This window comes from Novosphingobium naphthalenivorans NBRC 102051, assembly GCF_001590985.1.
Taxonomy (GTDB): domain Bacteria; phylum Pseudomonadota; class Alphaproteobacteria; order Sphingomonadales; family Sphingomonadaceae; genus Novosphingobium; species Novosphingobium naphthalenivorans.
In genome coordinates, this window is the sequence record NZ_BCTX01000009.1 from 40,768 (window position 1) to 61,947 (window position 21,180).

A 21,180-nucleotide genomic window follows, 5' to 3' on the forward strand; every position below is an offset into this window, starting at 1 on the left:
TCATGCGCGAAGGCGACGTGATCGATATCTCGCTGTCGGAACTCAGCCTGCGTTCGGGCCTCAATTCGGCGCTGGTCAAATACTACTTCGGCAACAAGGCCGGGCTCCTGAAGGCCCTGCTCGACCGTGACTGGCAGACGATCGTCACCAGTGTCGACGCTCTGATCGCCAAGGACGGCTGGTCGCCCGAGACCAAGCTGCGGCGGCATTTGTGGAAGGTGGTCGATACCTTCTATGAAGTGCCCTATCTCAACCGCCTGACCATGCGGGTGATCCGCGAAAGCGATGATGCCGAGGCACGCCGGATCGCCGATTGCTATCTCTCGCCGATCTACCGCGCCTATGAACAGCTCATCGGTGATGGCGTGAGGGCGGGCGTGTTCCGCGAGATCGATCCGCAATTGTTCTATTTCACGGTCACGGGCGCAGTGGACCGCTTTTTCTCGACGCGGCTGGTGCTCAAGCACTGCTTCGATCAGGACACTCTTACCGAAGAGCTGCGCGACCGCTATCGCGTACACACCATAGACATCATCATGGCAGGTATCCTTGCGCGCTGAGAAAAGCAGCTTCTGGCACATTGGGGTGATCGGTGGTTCCGGTCTGGCCGCCGGCATCGATCTGGAGGACGCGCAGGAGATTGCGGTCTCCAGCCCGTTCGGGGAGCCTTCGGGGCCAGTCGTGACCGGGCGCCTGGGCGGCGTGCGCTTCACCTTCCTGGCGCGGCACGGGGCAGGGCACCGCATCCCGCCCGCGCAAGTGAACTACCGCGCCAATATCGACGTGCTCAAGCGCTGCGGCGTGACCGACGTCATCTCGCTTTCGGCCGTGGGATCGCTGCGGGAGGACATGGCGCCGGGGCAGTTCGTCATGGTGGACCAGTTCATCGACCGCACCACGGCGCGGGCCAACAGCTTCTTCGGTCCCGGTCTTGTCGCCCATGTCAGCCTGGCCGATCCGGTCTGTGCCCGGCTTTCGGACATGCTGGGCGCATCGGCGCGCCGGGCCGGAGGCGAAGTGCATAGCGGCGGCTGCTATGTCGCGATCGAAGGGCCGCAGTTCTCCACACGCGCCGAAAGCCGCATGTATCAGGCCTGGGGCGCCGACGTGATCGGCATGACGGCGATGCCCGAGGCACGCCTCGCCCGCGAGGCCGAACTGCCTTATGCGATCCTGGCCATGGTCACGGATTATGATTGCTGGCGCGAGGAGGAAGCGGGCGTCGAAGTGACCGACGTGCTGGCCGTGCTCCACGCCAATGCCCGCACGGCCCGCGCGACTGTGGCGGCGCTTGCCGCGGCCCTGCCGCAAGTGCGCGCGCCGAGCCCCATCGACATGGCGCTGGAACATGCCTTCATCACCGCCCCGGAGGCACGCGATCCGGCTGTGATCGCGCGGCTGGACGCAGTGGCGTGCCGGGTGTTCGGCGAGCGGGACTGAGGGTTCTGAAGGTCAGGCCCCGCTGATGTCTTTCTTGCGCTGGAGATAGTCCTCGCGGTCTATCTCGCCGCGGGCATAGCGTTCGTCCAGAATCTCCAGCGCGGTGGGCGGCGGCGTGTCTTTGCCGTCGGCATCGTCGCTGCCGAGGCGCCTGACCAGCGTCAGGGCAATCACGATGATCGCCAGGACCGTTACCAGCCAGAAGACGGCGTGGACAATGCCCCAGCCGCCCCAGCCATAACCGTAGCCCATCATGGTGCCGGGCCCACCACTCATGTGCCAGCCATAGCCGGTCTGCACTTGGCGGAACCCTAGGGGAATGAGCGGAAAGAGTGACGTCGCCATGGGTGTTCTCCTTCATCTGCGTCAGGATTGGGGGCTCTCGGGAAGCGAGGTCCCGGCAAGTTCGCTCAGGATCGGGCAGTCGGGGCGTTCGTCGCCGTGGCAGCGCTCCGCAAGGTCGTGCAGCGTTGCGCGCATGGCTTGCAGCTTGGCGATTTTCGCGTCGAGGGCGTCGATGTGATCGAGCGCCATGTGCTTCACTTCCGCGCTGGCCCGCTTGCGATCGTCCCACAGCCCGATGAGCGTGGCAATCTCCGCCACGGAAAAGCCGAGGTCGCGGGCGTTGGCGATGAAGCGCAGACGATGCACATCGCGCTCGTTGTAGTCGCGGTAGCCGCTGTCGCGCCGTGCGGGCGGCGGCACCAGTCCGATCCGCTCGTAGTGGCGGATCATGCGCTGCGAGACGCCGCTCTTTGCCGAGGCGAGGCCGATGTTCACAGCGATACCCGGTTGAGCCGCAAGGCATTACTGACCACGCTCACCGAGGACAGCGACATGGCCGCCGCCGCGATGACCGGCGAGAGCAGGAGGCCGAACAGCGGATAGAGCAGTCCGGCAGCGATCGGCACGCCGGCCGAGTTGTAGGCGAAGGCGAAGAACAGGTTCTGCCGGATATTGCGCATGGTCGCCTGGCTCAGGCGGCGGGCGCGGACGATGCCGGTCAGGTCGCCCTTGAGCAGAGTGACCCCGGCGCTTTCGATGGCTACGTCGGTGCCCGAGCCCATGGCGATCCCGACATCGGCGGCGGCCAGCGCCGGGGCGTCGTTCACGCCGTCCCCGGCCATGGCGACAGTGCGGCCTTCGGCCTTGAGGCGGGCGACGACGGCGCTTTTCTGGTCGGGCAGGACTTCTGCTTCCACTTCGCGGATCCCGAGCTGCCGGGCAACGGCCTCTGCGGTAGTGCGGTTGTCGCCCGTCAGCATGACGACGCGGATGCCGTCCTCCCGCAGCGCGGCCAGCGCTTCGGGCGTCGTGGGCTTGACCGGATCGGCAATGGCGATGATCCCGGCCGCCTCCCCGCCGATACCGGCATAGATCGCCGTGGCCCCTTGCTCCCGCAGGGCATGGGCCTCGCTGTGCAGCGGGGCGGTGTCGATCCCCCGTTCGCCCAGGAACCGGTCGCTGCCGAGCACCACCGCCGCGCCTTCCACGGTTCCCAGCGCGCCTTTGCCGGTGGGCGAGTCGAAATCGCCGACCGGGGGCAAGGCGAGTTTCCGGTTTCCGGCTTCGGCGACAATGGCCGCGGCGAGGGCGTGTTCCGAAGCGCGCTCGACCGCCGCGGCAAGGCGCAGCAGCTCGTCTTCGCTCCAGCCCCCGGCGGTCACGATCCGCGTCACGCGCGGCTTGCCCTCGGTGAGCGTGCCGGTCTTGTCGACGACGAGCGTGTCCACTTTCTCAAGCCGTTCCAGCGCATCGGCATTGCGGATCAGCACGCCGAGCCCGGCGCCGCGGCCGACGCCGACCATGATCGACATCGGCGTGGCCAGCCCGAGCGCGCAGGGGCAGGCGATGATGAGCACGGAAACGGCAGCGATCAGGGCATGGGCGAAGCGCGGCTCCGGCCCCCAGAGCGACCATGCGGCAAAGGCGATCACCGAAACCAGCAGCACCGCAGGCACGAACCAGCCCGCCACGCGGTCGGCCAGCCCCTGGATCGGTGCGCGCGAGCGCTGGGCTTCGGCCACCATCTGGACGATGCGGGACAGCATCGTGTCGCGGCCGATCTTCTCGGCGCGCACGATGAGCGCGCCGGTCTGGTTGATCGTGCCGCCGATCACAGTATCGCCCGCCGCCTTGGCCACCGGCATGGCCTCGCCGGTGATCATCGCTTCATCGAGTGCGGAACGGCCGTCCTCGACCACGGCGTCGACAGGGACTTTCTCGCCCGGCCTGATGCGCAGGCGGTCTCCGGTCCTGACCTCTTCCAGCGGGACTTCGGCCTCGCGCCCGTCTGCACTGATACGGCGCGCGGTCTTGGGGGCGAGTTCGAGCAGCGCCTTGATCGCGCCCGATGTCCGCTCGCGGGCCCGCAGTTCGAGGACCTGCCCGAGCAGGACGAGAACGGTGATGACCGCGGCGGCCTCGAAATAGACAGAAACGGTCCCGTCGGCGCCGCGAAAGGATGGCGGGAACAGGCCGGGTGCCAGTGCGGCCATCATGCTGTAGGCCCAGGCCACGCCGGTGCCCATGGCGATCAGCGTGAACATGTTGAGATTGCGCGATTTCAGCGATGCCCAGCCGCGCGCGAAGAACGGCGCGCCGGCCCAGAGCACGACCGGGGTGGCGAGGACGAGCTGGATCCACACGGATGTCCGACCGGGCACGAGATGATGCACGGCGGGAAGGAAATGTCCGCCCATTTCCAGCAGGAACACCGGCAATGCCAGCACCAGCGCGATCCGGAAGCGGCGGCTCATGTCGGCCAGTTCCTCGCTCGGGCCAGTGTCGAGCGAAACCGTTTCCGGCTCCAGCGCCATGCCGCAGATCGGGCAGGCGCCGGGATGATCCTGACGAATTTCCGGATGCATGGGGCAGGTCCAGACGGCACCGGGCTGTGCCGCCTGTTCGGGTTCGGCTTGCGGATGGAGATACCGCTCGGGATCGGCTTCGAATTTTGCCCGGCACCCGGCGCTGCAGAAGACATAGTCCTGCCCGCCATGTTCCGCGTGGTGTTTGGCCGTCGCAGGATCGACGGTCATGCCGCAAACCGGATCACGCGCGGCTTCACCGGCATGAAGCGCGGGGGCATGGTGGCGGTGATGGCACTGCGTCATCGGGAGTCTCCAGGACTTGACGCTATGCTATATGGACCCTGACATCATGTCAGAGTCAAGGCCGGTAAAGGGGGAGGAGCCGGCGTGCCGATGTGCTCACAAGCAAACCCCTCCCGCGGCAGGGCCGGGGAGGGGCGAAGGTTGCGACCCTGAGGGTTCCGTCAGTTGCCGCGGGTCGCCGTTGCGCTCGCGCCCATGTCCTGCGTCCGGGTCTGGTACTGTGTCTGATACTGGGCCTGATCCCGGACCTGCGACTGGGTGCGGATGCGCTCGCGTTCCTGCTTCATTTCCCGCGCCTGGTCCCGGTCACGCACGCGGTCCTGCGTACGGTAGCGGTCCATCGAACCCATGCCGGACGAGGAGCCCATCATCATGGATCCGCCCATGCTGCCCATGGAGCCACCCATGCCGCCGCCCATTCCGCCACCGGGGCCGGCCAGAGCAGGGCTTGCGGCCAGCGCCAGTGCGAGCAGTGCACCGCCGAAGTAGCCCGTTTGCGACGAAATCTTGAACATCATTTTCAAACTCCTCTGTCGTCGCCCCCGACAGTCTATCTATCCCTGTGACAGGCGTTGTGGCGGGTGGGGCTGACAGGAAGCTGACGAGCGTTTCCGGTGAACGCTCAGGGGCATCGGTTCGTCGCGCGGCAAATGGCATTCGGCCCCGCGCCCGGTGTCTGGGGCGGGGCCGAAAGAATAGCACGTCCGGTCTCGATCAGTGGTGCGACGGCGGCGGATGCGGGTCGCCGCCGGAGAAGGCGTCGGCGATCGAACAGGCGGCCGGACCGAGGATGGCGATGAACAGCACCGGCAGGATGAACAGGATCAGCGGCACGGTCATGATCGCGGGCAGGCGGGCGGCCTTTTCCTCAGCGCGCATCATGCGCTCGTTGCGGAATTCGGCGGAGAGCACGCGCAGTGCCGAAGCGAGCGGGGTGCCGTAGCGTTCGGTCTGGACCATGGTGGTGACGACGCCTTTGACCGCGTCGAGATTGACGCGCCAGGCGAGGTTTTCGAACGCCTGGCGCCGTTCGGTGAGGAACGACAGCTCGATCGAGGTGAGCGAGAATTCGTCGCCCAGTTCGGGATAGGCGCGGCCCAGTTCGCGCGCGACGCGCTCGAAGGCGGCGTCGACGGTCAGACCCGCTTCGGCGCAGATCACCAGCAGGTCGAGCGCGTCGGGCAGGCCCTTGCGGATCGCGTCGGTGCGCTTGTCCACCATGTTCTGGATGTAGATGTCCGGGCCCTTGTATCCGGCGCCGACCATGAGCGCGAAGCCCATGAACTTCTTGAAGCTGCTCCAGTCCGGGAAATAGTCGATCCAGTAGATCACGACCGCGGCGATAGCGCCCAGCGCGATCGGCAGGACGAGGCGCGCGAAGACCACCGCGACGGCCCATTCCTTGTTGCGGATGCCGGCCTGCGCGAGCTTCTGCTCGATCGTCTTGACCTGACTGTCCTGCAGCATTTTGAATTTGCCGAGGAAGTCGCCGATCTTGTCGGTCGTGTCGTTGCGGCGAACCACGCTCTGGCGCTTGCGCGCAGTCGTGGTGATGCCGGCCTTGAGCGCTTCGCGGCGCTGGTTGAGCGCCTTGACGCGCTTGGCCATCGGGTCGGTGACCGTCACCGCGGCATAGATCGCGGTGATGACCGCGCCAGCCGCGATCAGGGCCAGAATGGTGGCCACAAAGAAGACGTTGAAGCCGAGGAGAGTCGGACCGGTGGATTGTTCGAGCATGGTTCCTGACGTTCCCCCGATCAGATTTCGAAGCTGACCATCTTGGCCATGATGAAGGCGCCGATACCCATCCAGACCAGACCGCCCAGACCGGCGACGATCAGGCGCTCATCGACGAAGAACTGGCCGATGTACTGCGGGCTGATCCACCAGATCATGGCGAATACGATAAAGGGCAGGGCGCCCACGATGTAGGCGGAAGCCTTCGATTCCGAGCTCATCGCACGGATCTTGAGTTTCATCTGCGCGCGCTTGCGCAGCACGTCGGCCAGGTTCGCCAGCGTTTCGGCCAGGTTGCCGCCGGTTTCGCGCTGGATGGCCAGGGTGATGCAGAAGAAGTTGAATTCGGGCATCGCCAGACGGTCGGCGGTTTCCTGGAGGGCGTCCTCCATGGTCTTGCCGACCTTGATGCGATCGGTGATGAGCTTGAATTCCTCGCCGACCGGGCCGGGCACTTCCTGTGCGACGACGGCCAGTGTCTCGGTGACTGGCAAGCCCGAGCGCAGGCCGCGCACCAGCAGTTCGATGGCATCGGCGAACTTCACGGTGAACTTGTTGGCGCGCTTCTTGATGGTATGCCCCACGACCATATGGGGAATGCCCGCACCGGCGAACAGGCCCACCGCCAGCGACAGGAACAGCGCGCCGGACTTGAGAAACACGATCGCGGCCACGACAAGGCCAAGACCCAGCGAAGCGTAGAGATACTGCGATACCGTCCAGGCCTGGCCGGTACGGTGCAGGCGCAATGCCAGGGCATCGATACGCGAGCTGGACCCGGCGACCTTGTGCATCCTGGGCTTGCGCGCGGCGACGGCTTTGCGCATCTGCGCCTCGACGCGGTCGACGGCATTGTTCGAATGCCGGAAGCGGACGGCGCGCAGGCGGCGGTTCGATTCCTTCTCGGGAGACGGACCGGCAAGGGCCACCCAGGCGAGTGCCAGGACAGTCGTCAGGCCCACCGCCACCAGAATCGCCGGAAGAATGTTCATGTGCCTGTTATGCCTTTTCCGTCCTTGCGAGGCGGTCTTGCACCGGGGTGTCCCCGGTGCCGACCGTTATTGCGCTGCTTCCGCCTTCTTCGCCTTGGGAATCATCGACTTGATATCCAGCTTGCTCAGCAGCGATTTCTTGGCCGATGCCCCTTCGTCGACGTTCCGGTCGGCGATCATGGCGGCGAGCTCGCGGATCGCGCCGCCCGCCTTGCTCGAACGGTTGCTGTCGGCAAAGGTCTGGCCCAGCTTGGCCGCCATCGAGGCCCCCTTGATGTCATAGGGGATCGAAAGCTGGATCTTGCTTTCGATCGAGGCTTCGAAATCGGCCTTGCTGATTTCGGCGAGATTGGCCTGCACCTTGTTGGCCACCACGATCACCCGCGCATGCGCGGCGTTCGCCTTGAGCCAGGATAGCAGGCGGATCGTGTCGCGCGCCGAAGCCAGGGTCATTTCGGCCACCAGCACCACCACGTTCGCGCCGGCGACGAGCTGCGGGAAATTGATCAGCATGTTGCGCGGCAGATCGATCACCGACATTTCGAAAGCCTGCCGGAACTCTTCCTCCAGTTGCAGGAAAGCGGAGCCGTCGGTCATCAGCGGCGAACTGATCGGCGCTTCGGCCGAGAGGATCGCGAGATTGTCGTTGGCGCGGATCATCGCACGTTCGATGAACAGTCCGTCGATGCGGCTTGGGTTCTCGATCGCATCGGTAAGGCCGCGCCCGGGCTCGAGATCGAGGCAAAGCGCGCCGGTGCCGAAGTGAATGTCGAGATCGAGCAGCGCCGTCGGCATCTTGTTGTCGGCGCTGAACAGCCAGGCCAGCGACGTGGCAATGGTCGAGGCACCGGCGCCGCCGCGGGTGCCGATCACGGCCGTGGTGATGTGTTCCTTGCCGGCGCCTGCATCAACATGCTTGGGCGTCGAGAACACCGCCTGGGCCTGCGCCAGCGCGTCGCGGAGCTGGCCCGGCGAGAGCGGCTTGAGCAGGTAGTCGTGGATGCCACTGGCGATCAGGTCGCGATAGAGGCGCACGTCGTTGACCTGGCCCACGGCGACCACGATCGTGCCCGGCTCGCAGACTTCGGCCAGCGCGTTGATGTCGTTGAGCGGGTCTCCGCTTTCCGACAGGTCAACGAGCAGGATGTTGGGCGATGCCGTGATCGAGAGCGACTGCACGGCATTGCGCAGCCCGCCCTTGTTGCACTTCTCGGGCTGCCAGCCCATTTCCATCGCCACCGGTCGCAGAACGTCGAGCGAGGCCTCGTCGCAGAGGTAGGCGGCGAACTGGTCGCGCCCGTTGGGGCTGCCGGATTTCCACGGTGCGTTCATGGCTCAGTTGCTCTTGCTGTTGGTTTTGGTGACGGTGTTGCCATTGCCGGTAGGCTTGGCCTCGCGATAGGCGTCGATGGCCTTGTTGGAACTCATCGAAACCGTGACCCCGGTGCTTTCGGCGCCGTGCAGCAGGTCCTCGGGATTGGCGACCATCGCCGCGAGGTTGCTGTTGGTGGCGCAGCCGAAGTTGCTGGACAGGCCGTTGTTCGGATTGAAGTCGTTCTTGGACGACCAGTCGGGGCAGCCGGGCACCGAGGCCTTGCTGCGCACGATCACCACCCGCGCCGTGCCGGGTGTCACGTATCCGGCCGTCGCGGGCGCGCCGTCGCCGAGCAGGATGCCGTAGCGCGAGGCCACGGCTTCGATGGCGCTGTGTGCCGCCGTATTGCCGGCGGGATCATCGACATAGACTTTGTCACCGTATTTCAGGTCCATGGCGTCGAACCAGCCGGCAAGGCGGCTCTGTTCGCCATAGGCAAGGCCCGAACTGCCGGTGGTGAGATCGAGCGTGTAGTTGACCTTTTCGACCACGGGCTGATGCACCGGGTACATTGAGCGGTTGGTCGGAATGCCGCCGCATCCGGCAAGGGCAAGGCCCAGCGAGAGTGCGAGCGCAGTGCTGCCGAGGCGCGTGACGCCGGAGCGACGGGTGAAAGCCGGTTGGAAAGAACGCATGGTGTTCACCTTTCTCACTTCAGGCTGAAGCCGGGCTGGGCGCTGTCGTCGGAGGCGGTGCGCTTGCTCTTCTTGCCCTTGAGGGGCAGGTCGGCGGCGCCGATGCCGGGACCGTCGGTGGAAGTCGGGGCCTGCGTCGGGCCGGGGCGCTTGCCGCCGGTGACGCCGTCGTTTTCCATGTTGCCCAGCAGGCGCTGCAACTCATTGGGCGAATTGAAGCCGTCGGTCGGCAGGGCGATCTGCGAGGCATCGACCGGCTTGACGAGGTAGGGCGTCACGACGATCACCAGCTCCGTCTCGCCGCGCTTGTAGCCGGTCGAACGGAACAGCGAGCCCAGGATCGGCAGGTCGCCGGCACCGGGCATCTTCTGGATCGTGTTGGACGTGTTGTTGCTCAGCAGGCCGGCGATCATGAAGCTCTGGCCCGAGCCGAGCTCGACCGTGGTCTCGGTGCGGCGCACGGTCAGGGCCGGCACTTCATAGCCGTTGAGATTGACCGAACCCTCGCTCGAGAGTTCCGAAACCTCGGGGCGCACGCGCATCGAGATGCGCCCGTTCGCCAGCACTGTCGGCGTGTAGGAGAGGCTGACGCCGTATTTCTTGTATTCGACCGAGGTCGAGCCGAGGCCCTGGCTGATCGGAATCGGGTATTCGCCGCCCGCCAGGAAGTCGGCGGTTTCGCCGGACAGCGTGGTCAGGTTGGGCTGGGCCAGCGTGGACACGAGGCCGACCGTCTCGCCCGCGTCGAGCGCGCCGAGAATGTCGAGGCCGAGCAGCTTGCCGGCCATGCCGAGCGTGGTGCCCGTGCTGGTCTGGGCTACGCCGGTGCCCTGGATCGTTCGAATAACCTGGCCAGTCGTGGGATCGATCACCGACGTTGTGGGGAGATTGCCGACACCCAGAGTGCCTCCTGGAGTGAAGACTCCACCAGACGCGATTGGCGATCCCTGGCCGATGCCGAATTTGAAGCCACTGGTCGAATCCGACGTCGTCAGGTTGACGCCCAGCGTCTTGACCAGCGAACGGCTGACTTCGGCAATGCGGACCTGCAGGTTCACCTGCAGCGGCGTCGCCATGCGCAGGCGGCTGATCACGTTCGCCTTTTCGCCGACATAGGCCTGCACGAGGCGCTCGGCTTCCGAGACGTCTTCCGGCGTCTTGACCGTGCCGGTCAGCAGGAAGGTGTTGGTGCCCATCGTCGAAACGCCGATCTTGGCTTCCGGCATGGCCAGGCGCAGCATGGAATCGACGCTGTCGATGTTGGAGCCGACCCGGATCGTGCCGGACCAGACAACCTTGCCCGAGCCGTCGCTGGCATAGACCGTGGTGGTGCCGCCAGCCTTGCCGAAGACGTAGAACTGGCTGCGGGACTTGACCTGAACGTCGGCGATCTGGTCGTTGGCGACGAAAACGTCGGTCATCGCACCGGGCACATTGACCAGTTGGCCATTGCCGATCGAAAGATCGATGCTCTGGGCCGGGCGGACCACAGACTGGGCAGTGACCGGAGCCGAAACTGTCGCTGCGAGCGGCGAAAGCGCGCAGGCAGTGGCCAGTACGGACTTGATAAGGCGCGGTTTCATGGAAGTGCCCTCAAAGGCGTTGAAACGGGTGGCGGAGAGAGGCTTGGCGCGGGCCATCACTTGCCCTCCACGAGTTCTTCGGTGGTTTCCTTGCCGCGGGTCACGCGGACCACGGGGCCGGTGCGCACCGGCTGGCCGCCAGCCACGGCAACGGCCATGGGCGCGGAAGAGCCCATCCCGTGCGTGCCTTGTCCACCGCCTTGTGCAGGGCGGCTGGAGCGCTGGAAGCGCGAAACGTCGCCGCCGGTCACGTAAGTCGTGTTGCCTTCGATCGGCTTCGACAGGGCCTGGCGCATGATCTGCTCTTCCTGCTCCTTGGTCGCGCCTTCGGGGACCTTGACTTCGCCGCTGGCGAGCGCGCGTTCGAAATCGGCCTGATTGTCGGCGATGGAACGGAGCGAGAGGCTGATCGTGCCGATGTCCTGTGCGACAGCCACCTTTTCGGCGATGCGCGGGGTGACTTCGAGCGTCACGGTGCTGAAGGCGCGGACCACTGTCTTGCCATCGACAACGTCATTGTCGGTGGTCTGGTCGGTTGCGAGAACCCGCAGGTTGCGCAGGACGGTTTCGGCCGTGCGCAGCGGTTCGCCTTCGCCGCTGATGGACTGCGTCAGCACCAAGTCGACGTGGTCGCCCGGGAAGACGAAGCCGCCGACGCCGGTCTTGGCTGAAACGGGGATGGTGACGGCGCGCATGCCCGGCCCGAGCGCGGCGGCGAGGAAGCCGCGGTCACCCGGCGAGACAAGCCCGCCCTGGGTCAGCGGCTGGCCGGCCGTGATCGGATAGCGCACGACCGTGCCGAGCAGTTTGGTCATGTCGGCTTCGCCATCGATGAAGTAGGCGTCCTTGACGAGCTCTTCCGGCCAGTCCTGGAAGGACACGGCATCGGCGGTGATGATCGTGCCGACTGGAAGCGCACGCTGCGCGACGAGGACCTTGGGGCCCTTGGGCTGCGCGGCTACGGCCTCTGCCTGTGGTGCGGAAGCACCCGAAAACAGCGAACGGGCTGCAAATGCAGTGCCTGCTGCCACCAGCAGCGCCACGACCAGCAGCACCAGCTTCTTCTTATCCATGGCTTGGTAAGCCCCCTGAGAATCCCTCGATGGAGCGTGAACCATCGGGCAAATTGGTTAAAATCGAGTTCATCCCGATTGCGCGGCCAATCGGGCAGCCGAGAGTGTCTGTTCGCCCAGGACCCACAGGCCGGCCGCGGCGATCGCGATGCCATAGGGAACGGGAAGCCGCGATTTCTGGCGCTTCACGATATGGAAGAACCCGAAAGCGAAGATCAGGACCATGGCCAGAGCGGCGGCGGCCAAGAGCCGTGCGTTCGGCAGCAGGGCCGCGATCGCGGTCACAGTGCCCTCGTCGATCAGCGGATGGTGAGTCGCCAACGAATAGACGATGGCGCAGGCGCCCCAGACCCAGGCGAGCGCCACCAGCGCCGCCAGCCCGTCGCGTAGCATTTCGCCGGGGACACGTTTCATGTTGAAGGCGGCCATGGCCATCGAAGCCCCGCCGCCGAGCACGGCCATCAGCACGATCAGTTGCACGAAGCTGAGCGGCGTGAACCACAAGGCCAGCGCGGTCAGCAGCTTGACGTCGCCGCCGCCCATCTGGCCGGTGACGAAGAGAATGCAGGCAAACACGAAAGTCACGCCCGCAAGACCGATCTGGAAGCCGATGTCCATCCAGCCGAAACCCATGGCCAGCCACCATAGCGGGGCTGCCAGCACGATTGCGGCATTGAGCCAGTTATCGATTTCGCGCCGTCTGAAGTCGGTAAAGGCGGCAACGAGCAGGGCAGTTGCCAACGCCGCCAGCAGTGCGTACGAGAAAATACCGCCCGACATGTGATCGTGTCCCCTCAGTCGGGATTGTGATCTAACGGGTATCACTTACTAAAAAGTAACCAGTGGGCTGAACACGGAATTAGCCAAGTGACATCTCCCGTTTTCAGCCGACCGCTGTCCGCAGCGCGCAGGGCGATCCCGGCCGAAGTGCGGGAGAGCACTTGGCGTATGCCGGATGGCTGGGGTGTGCGGCGGCTGGACTGGCCGGCGGCGGCCGGCACGCGGCGCGGGGCCATGCTGTTCATGCCCGGGCGCGGCGATGCTTACGAGAAATGGCTGGAGTCGTTCGACCAGTGGCATGGCGAGGGATGGCAGATTACCTCTGCCGACTGGCGCGGGCAGGCTTATAGCGGGCGGCTCGGCAGCGATGCCCTGACCGGCCATATCGACGATTTTGGCACCTGGGTGGCGGACTACGCCGCGCTCTGGGCCGATTGGTCCGCACGCACGACGGGGCCGCGCGTGGCTATCGGTCATTCGATGGGCGGGCACATCGTGCTGCGTGCCGTCGCGGAGGGGCGGATGCGCCCCGATGCCGTGGTCCTTTCGGCGCCGATGCTGGGCCTTCACCCCGCCTGGCTGCCGAGCCGGTTCCTGCACCTGACGGCAAGGGGCATGGCGGCGCTGGGCGACCGGCGGCGGCCGGCATGGAAAGGCAATGAAAAGCCCGAACTCGTGGCCCATGCCCGCAGTATGCTGCTGACGCACGACTTGTCGCGCTATGAGGACGAGCTGTGGTGGCGCCAGCAGCACCCCGCGATCGAGATGGGCGCGGCAAGCTGGGGCTGGATCGAACGCGCGCTGGCATCGATCCGGTTGCTCGAACGGCCGGGTATGCTCGAAGCGGTGCGGGTGCCGGTGCTGCTGCTGGGAACGCGCGCCGATACGCTGGTGTCCTGGCGCGCGATCCGCAGCGCGGCGCGGCGTCTGCCGAAAGGCGAACTGGTTGCCTTCGGCAAGGAATGCCGTCACGAGATCCTGCGCGAGGCCGATCCCGTGCGCGACAAGGCGATGGATGCAATACGGGAGTTCCTTGACCGGACCGTTCCGGCTAGGGGCTGATCGCGATGGATTCTGCCCCTAAGTACGATATCGTCATTGTCGGCGCGGGTATGGCCGGAGCCTCGCTGGCTGCGGCCATCGGTGCACGCGCCCGCGTGCTGGTGATCGAGGCCGAGGAGCGGCCCGGCTATCATACCACCGGCCGTTCCGCCGCCTTCTGGTCCGAAAGCTATGGCGGATCCGGCGTACAGCCGCTGACGACCGCATCTGGCCCGGTGCTGCACGAACTGGGGTTTCTGGCCCCGCGCCGCGCACTGACGCTCGGGCGGGAGGGCGAAGAGGCACAAGTCGCGGCGTTTATCGAGGAATACAGCGCGATCGGGCTGGAGGTCGAATGGTTCGACCGCGCCGAGATCGAAAGCCGCGTGGCAGGCGTGCGGCCGGAATGGATCTGCGCTGCGTTCGAACCGACCTGCTGCGATATCGACGTTGCCGGATTGCACCAGCACTACCTCGCGCAGGCCCGCAAGGCGGGTGCGGACATGTGGTGCCGTGCAGGTCTCGCTGCCGCGGAACGCACCGGCGAGGGCTGGTCCCTGTCCCTCACGGACGGGCGGCGGGTAGCTGCCGGTGTCCTGGTGAACGCCGCAGGGGCATGGGCCGATCCGGTGGCACGGATGGCGGGCGTGCGGGCGCTGGGCATTACCCCTTATCGGCGCACCATGGCGCAGCTTGCGGTCACGCCGGCCGCCACGGATGACCTGCCGCTGGTGCTCGACATTTCCGAGACCTTCTATTTCAAGCCCGAAAACGGAAGGCTGTGGCTGAGCCCGCATGACGAGACACCGAGCCCGCCCTGCGACGCGGCGCCGGAGGAACTGGACGTGGCCGTGGCCATCGACCGGTTCGAGCAGGTGGTCGACTGGCGCATCGACCGGCTGGAACACCGCTGGGCCGGGCTGCGTTCCTTCGCGCCCGACCGGTTGCCGGTCTATGGTTTCGCGCCGGAAGATCCCGCGTTCTTCTGGTTCGCCGGGCAGGGCGGTTTCGGCATCCAGACCGCGCCCGCCGCAGCCGAACTGGGCGCACGCGTGCTGCTGGGCGAGGTGGGCGGCGTGATCGATCCCGCGATCTATTCTCCCGCACGCTTTTCCTGAGCTGGCCATTTCCGAGCGTACCTATTTCTGAGCCACCTATTTCTGAGACTGCCTCGCAACGCGGTTATCGCGGTTGCATTGGCGGGCGCGAATTGCTCAGTTCGCACCGACCATTCAAAGGAGACTCAAAATGGCGCACCGTTTCGAAATTCGCAAAAACAAGGCCGGCGAGTTCGTCGCCTACTTCTGCTACAACGCCGAAACGATGTTCTGGACCGAAGGCTATTCGAGCAAGGCCTCCGCGCAGAACGCCATCGATTCGATCAAGAAGAACGGCCCCGAAGCCGAAGTGGTCGACAAGACGGTCGAGTAACCCGCTTATGCCGTCGCGGTGGGCTCGTCGTGCCCGCCGCGTCGCGGCAGGCGCGCGGCGATGAAGTGCCAGGCGAGCAGCACCGGCTCCAGCAGCGCCATGCCCAGAAGAATGCCGATCAGCCGGTCGACCGCAAGGCCGGGGTCCATCTGCCGGTAGCTGTCCGGCACGAGGGCCATCAGCAGGGCAATCGAGAATTGCAGGCCGATATAGGCGGTCGCACTGCCGCCGGTTTCGAGATGGCGGCCGATAATCAGTCCCAAACAAGTGCCGGCAACGATAATGGCCGGGTTGCCGTTGGCCAGCAGGAGTACGGCCACGGCCAGCAGGCCGCCGGTAATGCAGCCGATCGTGCGGTGCAGCAGCCTGCGGCTGACCGGCACGAGGCCGCTCTGGCCCAGCCCTGCGACGGGCACGATCATGACTGCCAGAATCGTTATCGCCGTGCCGGAAAGTTCGGGCAGGTGCGTGGCGGCATAGATCGGCGGCAGCAGGGCGAGGGCAAGGCCTGCCTGCGCCGCGTGCCGGGCGGCCTGCGGGTTCCAGCGCATACGGTCCGGGCGGGGCTTGCGGTGGAGCATCCAGCCGCTGCCTGAAAGCAGCGCTGCCCCAAGGCTGACCGCGACGCAGGCCACGGTGCCCGCGCCGACCTCGATCAGCCGGGTCCAGGCCAGGTCCAGCGTGTCGAGGTGCGGGTAGGCGAGCTTGTCGAACAGGACGATCTCGAATGTCAGCCCGAACAGCAGCCAGGCATAGGCGCGGCGTCCGGTCAGCATACCGTAAAGGCCGAGGGCGCCCACCACTGCCGCGCTGAGGCTTGCGAGCGGCAGGGATTGTACGGCGAGAGGGACGACCAGCAGGGCCAGGCCCGCACCTATCGCCGTGCCGATCAGGCGCATGACGCCGCGCATGAGGGTTTCGAGCGTATCGCTCTTGAGCAGGACGAGAGCGGAGACCGCGGCCCAGGACACCATGCGCGCGCCCGCCATCTGTGCCAGCACGATCGCCAGCAGGACCGAGATGACGCAGGCGGCCTGATCGGCCATGCGCGGCCCCGGCGTCGCCAGCGCGCGCAGTTCCTGTGCTATCCTGTTCCTTGCCGCTTCGATCATGGCAGCGCCTATGGTGACGGTCTGCGGTTGTTTGAAGAGACAATGCGATTGCAAAGACGGCAATGCCCGTCAATAACTTCGCAAGTGCAGCATTTTGTTCGCAGTTGCGGTATGGGGCGTGGTGCCACCGCGGGCAGTAGCGTCAGTTCGCGGCCAGTGCGGCATCGCTTGCGAGTTTGTCGACCCGCTCGTTTTCCACGTGCCCGGCATGGCCGCGCACCCATTCCCAGTGAATCTTGTGCCGCGCAGACGCTTCGATCAGGTCGTGCCACAAGTCGGCATTGCGCACCGGCTGCTTGCTGGCGTTGACCCAGCCTTTCTTCTTCCAGCCGTGGACCCACTTGGTAATCCCGTCGATCACATAGCGGCTGTCGGTATGCAGCGTGACGTCGCAGGGCTCGGTCAGGGCATTGAGCGCCTTGATGACGGCAGTCATTTCCATGCGGTTGTTGGTGGTTTCCGGATCGCCGCCCGACATTTCCTTTTCGTGCGGGCCCATGCGCAGCAGTACGCCCCAGCCGCCGGGACCGGGATTGCCCTTGCAGGCACCGTCGGTGAAGATGTCGATCCGCTTCATGCCGCAAAGACTCCCGCATTGCCCGGATCGGCATAGAATTCCAGCCGGCGTGCGAAAGCCATCGGATCCTTGGGCGTGACCAGCGCGTCGGCGGGCGTGTTCAGCCAGTCATAGGCGCGGGTGGCCAGAAAACGCATGGCCGCGCCGCGTCCCAGCAGCGGCAGGGCGGCGCGTTCCTCCGGCAAGAGGGGGCGCACGCTTTCGTACCCATCCAGAAGCGCGGCGGAGAGGGCGGGGAGAAACCGCGTGCCGTCCGCGCTGAAGCACCACGCCGCATGGGTGACGGCCACGTCGTAGGCGGTGATGTCGGTGCAGGCGAAGTAGAAGTCGATCAGTCCCGTGACCTTGTCGCCCAGCATCAGCACATTGTCCGGGAACAGGTCGGCATGGATCACGCCGTGCGGCAGACCGTCGGGCCATCCGGCCTTGAGCACGGCCAGTTCGCGTTCGACGATGCCGGCCAGTTCCGGATGGATCGAGGCCAGCCCCTCATGCCCGCAATCGCCGAGCAATTGCTGCCACGCTTCCAGGCCCATCGAATTGACGCGCGCGCTGCCGAAACCGGCCGCGGCAAGGTGGACTTGCGCCAGCGCCGCGCCGACCGCGCGGGCCTGGCCGGGCGTGGGATCGGAGACCGAGACGCCAGGCAGGAACTCGATCAGCGCCAGCGCCTTGCCTTCGTGGAAGCGGTGGCTGGCCCCGTCGCGGTCGTGGATCGTGCGCGGCACCGGGCAGCCCTCGGCAGCGAGATGGTCGAGCAGGTCGAGGAAGAAGGGCAGGTCCGAAATGTCGGTCCGGCTCTCGTACATCGTCAGGATGAAGCGCCGTGCGGTCCCCTGCGCGTCCTGTGTCTCGATCAGCCAGTTGCTGTTGGACACGCCTTCGGCAATGCCCTTGGCGGAAACGAGCGTGCCCACGTCGAATGCCGCGATGATCGCGTCCATCTCTTCCGCGCCGAGCCGGGTATAGACTGCCATATCTTCGCGCTCCTCAGTCGATGAGCTGGCGGGGCAGCTTGAATGTCATGCGTTCGGTGGCTGTCACCACTTCCTCGGCCGCGACGTCGCGAAGGTCCTTGAGCCGGTCGACGACTTCGTTGACCAGTTGCTCCGGGGCCGATGCGCCTGCGGTGATGCCGACGGTTTCCACGCCGTTCAGCCAGGCCGGATCGATGTCGGTGGCGCGCTGGATGAGCTCGGCGCAGGCGCCCGCGCGCTGGGCCACTTCGACGAGGCGCAGCGAGTTCGAGCTGTTGGGCGCACCGATCACGAACACCAGCTGGCATTCGGGGGCGATCTGCTTGACCGCGGCCTGACGGTTGGAGGTGGCGTAGCAGATATCGTCGGCCTTGGGCGCGATGACCTGCGGATAGCGCGCCTCGATGGCTTTGATGATCGCGGCCGTATCGTCGACCGAAAGCGTCGTCTGCGAGAGATAGGCGAGTTCGGTATCGGGGGCGAAGGGAAGGGCGGCAACATCTTCCAGCGTCTCGATCAGCGTCATCGTGCCGCCGGGAACCTGGCCGAAGGTGCCGATCACTTCGGGGTGCCCGGCATGGCCGATGAACAGGATGTGCCGGCCCGCCTCGATCTGGCGCTCCGCCTGGCGGTGGACCTTGCTGACCAGCGGGCAGGTGGCGTCCAGCCATTCGAGCCCGCGCGAGGTCGCCTCCGCCGGCACCGATTTGGGCACGCCATGCGCGCTGAAGATCACCGGAACGCCGTCGGGAACCTGATCGAGTTCCTCGACGAAGACGGCGCCCTTGGCCTTGAGGGAATCGACCACGAACTTGTTGTGCACGATCTCGTGGCGCACATAGACCGGCGGTCCGTAGATCGTGATCGCGCGCTCGACGATCTCGATCGCGCGGTCGACACCCGCGCAAAACCCGCGGGGCGCGGCAATAATGACACGAAGGGGCTGTTTCGCCGAAGACGGAAAGGGCGCGTTCATGAACGCGCCTCTAGGGCCCAAACGCAATCATGTCACGTTCGAGGCGTCAAAATGGCTAACATATCGGATCGAAATGCCCGCTGGAAAGGCTGGTTGCCTTTTCAAGGGCGTTTCGGTTCGAGATGGAAGCCATTTTGGCGTCCTGAAGGGATTTGATCAAAACGGCCCATCGCGGCGTCGGATCGGCTGGAAATATCGACATATTCCTGCGCCTCTCCTTCTTGCGCTGAGCCGTTTTGCTTCAAACCTCGCACGTGCCATGGTTGCGTTTGGGCCCTAGCGCTTTGCCGCTTGCGCCGCTAGGGCAAGCGCACGCCATTCTGAGGAAGTGATAATGAATGCACGCCGCCTGACTGCCACTGTTCTCTGTTCCGCTGCCGCGATGACCGCGCTGAGTGGCTGTGCCAAGAAGGGTGAGATCGTGGTTGATTCCGGCGTCGGCATCACCGCCATCCGCAGCAAGTGCCCGGCGGTGGGCATTCCGGACTACACTGGCGACGTCACGCTGTTCCGCGCCCCCGGCGACAAGACCGCCGCGAACATCGACGTGGTTGCGGCGATGACCGACGTGCGGACCCAGTGCAACCAGGACGCGGGCGACAAGGTCTTCGCGCAGGTCTCGTTCCAGATTCTGGCCCGCCGCAACGATACCAGCGGCGCGCGGCAGGTCACGCTGCCCTATTTCGTGACGGTGCTGCAGGGCGGTTCCGCCGTGATCAGCAAGCGCGTCGGCAGTGTCACGCTGAACTTCGCCAATGGCGAGGCGCGGGCGCAGGCGGCCGGTTCCGGCAACGTCTATATCGACCGGGCGGCGGCGACTCTGCCTGACGACATTCGTGAGCGGATTACCCGCAAGCGCAAGGCTGGCGATGCCGACGCTGCGGTCGATCCGCTGTCCGATCCGCAGGTGAAGGCCGCGGTGGCGCGCTCTTCGTTCGAAGTGCTGGTCGGCTTCCAGCTCGACGAGGCGCAGCTCGCCTATAACGCTACCCGCTGACGCTCAGCGAACCTCGGCCATGGCCGAGGCGATGGCGTGGCGGGCGGTATGGGCCATCGCCTTGCGGTTCGCGCGTTCGCTTTGGCTGAGCGGCGGCAGGAAGGTGATCGTCAGATCGACCGGCCGCCAGCGCGCCAGAATGCGCAAGGCGTTGTCCAGCCCGGGTTCGGCCCCCACCCAGGCGATCTCGCGGGTTGCCTTGCCATAGTCGAGCCAGACCGGCTGGACCGGAATGTGGTCCGCTTCGGTATCGAGCGCGGACAGCAGCGAGGATTTGAACGGCAGCAGACCGGTGCCATCCGATGTCGTGCCTTCGGGAAAGACGGTCAGGGCACCCGTTTCGCGCAGGGCGGCGCGGACCTGTTCGATCTGCGCGGCCACGCTGCGGCGATCGTGACGGGCAATGAAGACGGTGTCGTTGAGTTTGCATAGCCAGCGCAAGGGGCCGATCGCGGCAAGGCCGTCATGCGCCACGAAAGCCGTGCCGGTGGCCCCGGCCATGGCCGGGATGTCCAGCCAGCTCACATGATTGGCGATGAAGAACGTGCGCTGCGCCGGGTGACGGCCGCGTGTGTGCAGGCGGACACCGGCGATCGCGGCAAGGGCGCGCAGGAACCAGCGCGGCACCGGGTTGCGCGTGGTGAACGGGCTTAGAAGATAATAGAGCGGTACGCAGACGGTCAGGGCAGCGAGCATCGCTGCCAACCGCAAGGCCACGAGCGGCCAGGCCCAGGGAGCGACGATCCGGCCCCGGGCGCTTGCCAGGGGAGGCGTCGCCCCGTTCACTTGCGGGTACTGGAGCTTTCGCCGTCCTCGCGCTCGATCTTCACGCCGAACAGTTCCATGCGGTGGTCGACAAGGCGAAAGCCCAGCCGTTCCGCGATCTGGCGCTGCAGGGCTTCCAGTTCGGGGTCGACGAATTCGATGACGGTTCCGGTTTCGACATCGATCATGTGGTCGTGGTGCGCCTCGGGCGCCGCTTCATAGCGGGCGCGGCCATCGCCGAAATCATGACGGTCGAGAATGCCCGCCTCTTCGAACAGGCGGACAGTGCGGTAGACCGTTGCGATCGAAATGCCGGGATCGATGGCGGTGGCGCGTTCATGCAGCTTTTCGACATCCGGATGGTCGGTGCTGTCGGACAGGACTCTTGCAATCACGCGGCGCTGTTCGGTGATGCGAAGGCCACGTTCGGCGCAGAGGGCTTCTATGTCGATGGGCTGATGCACGGGATAACCTGTAAAATGAATGCGGCGCACCGGTCATGTTAGGCCGGTGCGCCTGCAATCTCAACTACCATGGCGCCGCTGCCATCGGCAGCGCGCAATGGTTTGCACA

At 65.7% G+C, this 21,180-nt stretch carries 23 protein-coding genes; 6 read left to right on the forward strand and 17 right to left on the reverse strand.

The features are described from left to right. Positions 1-2: 2 nt before the first annotated feature. Both NN5_RS04855 and mtnP read left to right on the forward strand, forming a co-directional pair. On the forward strand, positions 3-560 hold the full coding sequence (locus tag NN5_RS04855) for a TetR family transcriptional regulator (RefSeq protein WP_373280324.1): 558 nt from the start codon (positions 3-5) through the stop codon (positions 558-560). A gap of 25 nt (positions 561-585) precedes the next feature. Continuing rightward, the gene (mtnP, locus tag NN5_RS04860) at positions 586-1,440 is read left to right on the forward strand and encodes an S-methyl-5'-thioadenosine phosphorylase (protein ID WP_067732940.1); all 855 of its coding nucleotides are present in this window, start codon (positions 586-588) and stop codon (positions 1,438-1,440) included. 12 nt (positions 1,441-1,452) lie between these two features. Here mtnP and NN5_RS04865 read toward each other — a convergent pair whose 3' ends face one another. From NN5_RS04865 to NN5_RS04915, 11 genes are all read right to left on the reverse strand, one after another. Next, positions 1,453-1,785 carry an SHOCT domain-containing protein gene (locus tag NN5_RS04865; RefSeq protein WP_067732895.1) on the reverse strand — a complete coding sequence of 111 codons (333 nt, stop codon included), beginning with the start codon at positions 1,783-1,785 and terminating at the stop codon, positions 1,453-1,455. A gap of 21 nt (positions 1,786-1,806) precedes the next feature. Beyond that, positions 1,807-2,220, reverse strand: coding sequence for a Cu(I)-responsive transcriptional regulator (gene cueR / locus NN5_RS04870; RefSeq protein WP_067732896.1), 414 nt, complete (start codon positions 2,218-2,220; stop codon positions 1,807-1,809). Then, positions 2,217-4,556, reverse strand: coding sequence for a heavy metal translocating P-type ATPase (locus NN5_RS04875; protein ID WP_067732897.1), 2,340 nt, complete (start codon positions 4,554-4,556; stop codon positions 2,217-2,219). Before NN5_RS04875 ends, cueR begins: the two co-directional genes overlap by 4 nt. Positions 4,557-4,717: 161 nt before the next feature. Beyond that, positions 4,718-5,074 (reverse strand): hypothetical protein, encoded by a 357-nt coding sequence (locus tag NN5_RS04880; protein ID WP_067732898.1) that lies wholly within the window; start codon positions 5,072-5,074, stop codon positions 4,718-4,720. A 196-nt stretch (positions 5,075-5,270) separates the two neighbouring features. Continuing rightward, complete coding sequence (locus NN5_RS04885) at positions 5,271-6,293, reverse strand: type II secretion system F family protein (RefSeq protein ID WP_067732899.1); 1,023 nt, start codon at positions 6,291-6,293, stop codon at positions 5,271-5,273. 20 nt (positions 6,294-6,313) lie between these two features. Further along, on the reverse strand, positions 6,314-7,285 hold the full coding sequence (locus NN5_RS04890) for a type II secretion system F family protein (protein WP_067732900.1): 972 nt from the start codon (positions 7,283-7,285) through the stop codon (positions 6,314-6,316). A 66-nt stretch (positions 7,286-7,351) separates the two neighbouring features. Then, positions 7,352-8,617 carry a pilus assembly protein CpaE gene (locus NN5_RS04895; RefSeq protein ID WP_067732901.1) on the reverse strand — a complete coding sequence of 422 codons (1,266 nt, stop codon included), beginning with the start codon at positions 8,615-8,617 and terminating at the stop codon, positions 7,352-7,354. A 3-nt stretch (positions 8,618-8,620) separates the two neighbouring features. Then, positions 8,621-9,295 (reverse strand): CpaD family pilus assembly protein, encoded by a 675-nt coding sequence (locus NN5_RS04900; protein WP_067732902.1) that lies wholly within the window; start codon positions 9,293-9,295, stop codon positions 8,621-8,623. Between the two features lie 14 nt (positions 9,296-9,309). After that, on the reverse strand, positions 9,310-10,878 hold the full coding sequence (locus NN5_RS04905) for a type II and III secretion system protein family protein (RefSeq protein WP_084384741.1): 1,569 nt from the start codon (positions 10,876-10,878) through the stop codon (positions 9,310-9,312). 56 nt (positions 10,879-10,934) lie between these two features. Further along, positions 10,935-11,951, reverse strand: coding sequence for a Flp pilus assembly protein CpaB (gene cpaB, locus NN5_RS04910; protein ID WP_067732904.1), 1,017 nt, complete (start codon positions 11,949-11,951; stop codon positions 10,935-10,937). 69 nt (positions 11,952-12,020) lie between these two features. Then, the gene (locus NN5_RS04915; protein ID WP_067732905.1) at positions 12,021-12,731 is read right to left on the reverse strand and encodes an A24 family peptidase; all 711 of its coding nucleotides are present in this window, start codon (positions 12,729-12,731) and stop codon (positions 12,021-12,023) included. Positions 12,732-12,818: 87 nt separating this feature from the next. Here NN5_RS04915 and NN5_RS04920 point away from each other — a divergent pair, with 87 nt between their 5' ends. From NN5_RS04920 to NN5_RS04930, 3 genes are all read left to right on the forward strand, one after another. After that, positions 12,819-13,793 carry an alpha/beta fold hydrolase gene (locus tag NN5_RS04920; RefSeq protein WP_067732906.1) on the forward strand — a complete coding sequence of 325 codons (975 nt, stop codon included), beginning with the start codon at positions 12,819-12,821 and terminating at the stop codon, positions 13,791-13,793. Between the two features lie 5 nt (positions 13,794-13,798). After that, the gene (locus NN5_RS04925; RefSeq protein WP_067732907.1) at positions 13,799-14,890 is read left to right on the forward strand and encodes an NAD(P)/FAD-dependent oxidoreductase; all 1,092 of its coding nucleotides are present in this window, start codon (positions 13,799-13,801) and stop codon (positions 14,888-14,890) included. A 130-nt stretch (positions 14,891-15,020) separates the two neighbouring features. Next, the gene (locus tag NN5_RS04930; RefSeq protein ID WP_067732908.1) at positions 15,021-15,203 is read left to right on the forward strand and encodes a YegP family protein; all 183 of its coding nucleotides are present in this window, start codon (positions 15,021-15,023) and stop codon (positions 15,201-15,203) included. Positions 15,204-15,208: 5 nt separating this feature from the next. Here NN5_RS04930 and NN5_RS04935 read toward each other — a convergent pair whose 3' ends face one another. The 4 genes from NN5_RS04935 to ispH all read right to left on the reverse strand — a co-directional run bounded on the left by NN5_RS04935 (position 15,209) and on the right by ispH (position 18,845). Further along, the gene (locus tag NN5_RS04935; protein WP_245656239.1) at positions 15,209-16,315 is read right to left on the reverse strand and encodes an FUSC family protein; all 1,107 of its coding nucleotides are present in this window, start codon (positions 16,313-16,315) and stop codon (positions 15,209-15,211) included. 142 nt (positions 16,316-16,457) lie between these two features. Then, entirely contained in the window at positions 16,458-16,892 is a 435-nt protein-coding gene (gene rnhA / locus NN5_RS04940) for a ribonuclease HI (protein WP_067732909.1), read from the reverse strand. After that, positions 16,889-17,869 carry a homoserine kinase gene (thrB, locus tag NN5_RS04945; RefSeq protein ID WP_067732910.1) on the reverse strand — a complete coding sequence of 327 codons (981 nt, stop codon included), beginning with the start codon at positions 17,867-17,869 and terminating at the stop codon, positions 16,889-16,891. Before thrB ends, rnhA begins: the two co-directional genes overlap by 4 nt. Positions 17,870-17,882: 13 nt before the next feature. Next, the gene (gene ispH, locus NN5_RS04950) at positions 17,883-18,845 is read right to left on the reverse strand and encodes a 4-hydroxy-3-methylbut-2-enyl diphosphate reductase (RefSeq protein WP_067732911.1); all 963 of its coding nucleotides are present in this window, start codon (positions 18,843-18,845) and stop codon (positions 17,883-17,885) included. A gap of 334 nt (positions 18,846-19,179) precedes the next feature. On the opposite strand from ispH, the gene NN5_RS04955 reads away from it, so the two are divergent. After that, positions 19,180-19,842 (forward strand): hypothetical protein, encoded by a 663-nt coding sequence (locus tag NN5_RS04955; RefSeq protein WP_067732912.1) that lies wholly within the window; start codon positions 19,180-19,182, stop codon positions 19,840-19,842. A 3-nt stretch (positions 19,843-19,845) separates the two neighbouring features. Here the strand turns inward: NN5_RS04955 and NN5_RS04960 are convergent, their stop codons facing one another. Then, positions 19,846-20,628 (reverse strand): lysophospholipid acyltransferase family protein, encoded by a 783-nt coding sequence (locus NN5_RS04960; protein WP_067732913.1) that lies wholly within the window; start codon positions 20,626-20,628, stop codon positions 19,846-19,848. Beyond that, positions 20,625-21,071, reverse strand: a complete 447-nt coding sequence (locus NN5_RS04965) for a Fur family transcriptional regulator (protein ID WP_067732942.1) — start codon at positions 21,069-21,071, stop codon at positions 20,625-20,627. Before NN5_RS04965 ends, NN5_RS04960 begins: the two co-directional genes overlap by 4 nt. Positions 21,072-21,180 lie beyond the last annotated feature (109 nt).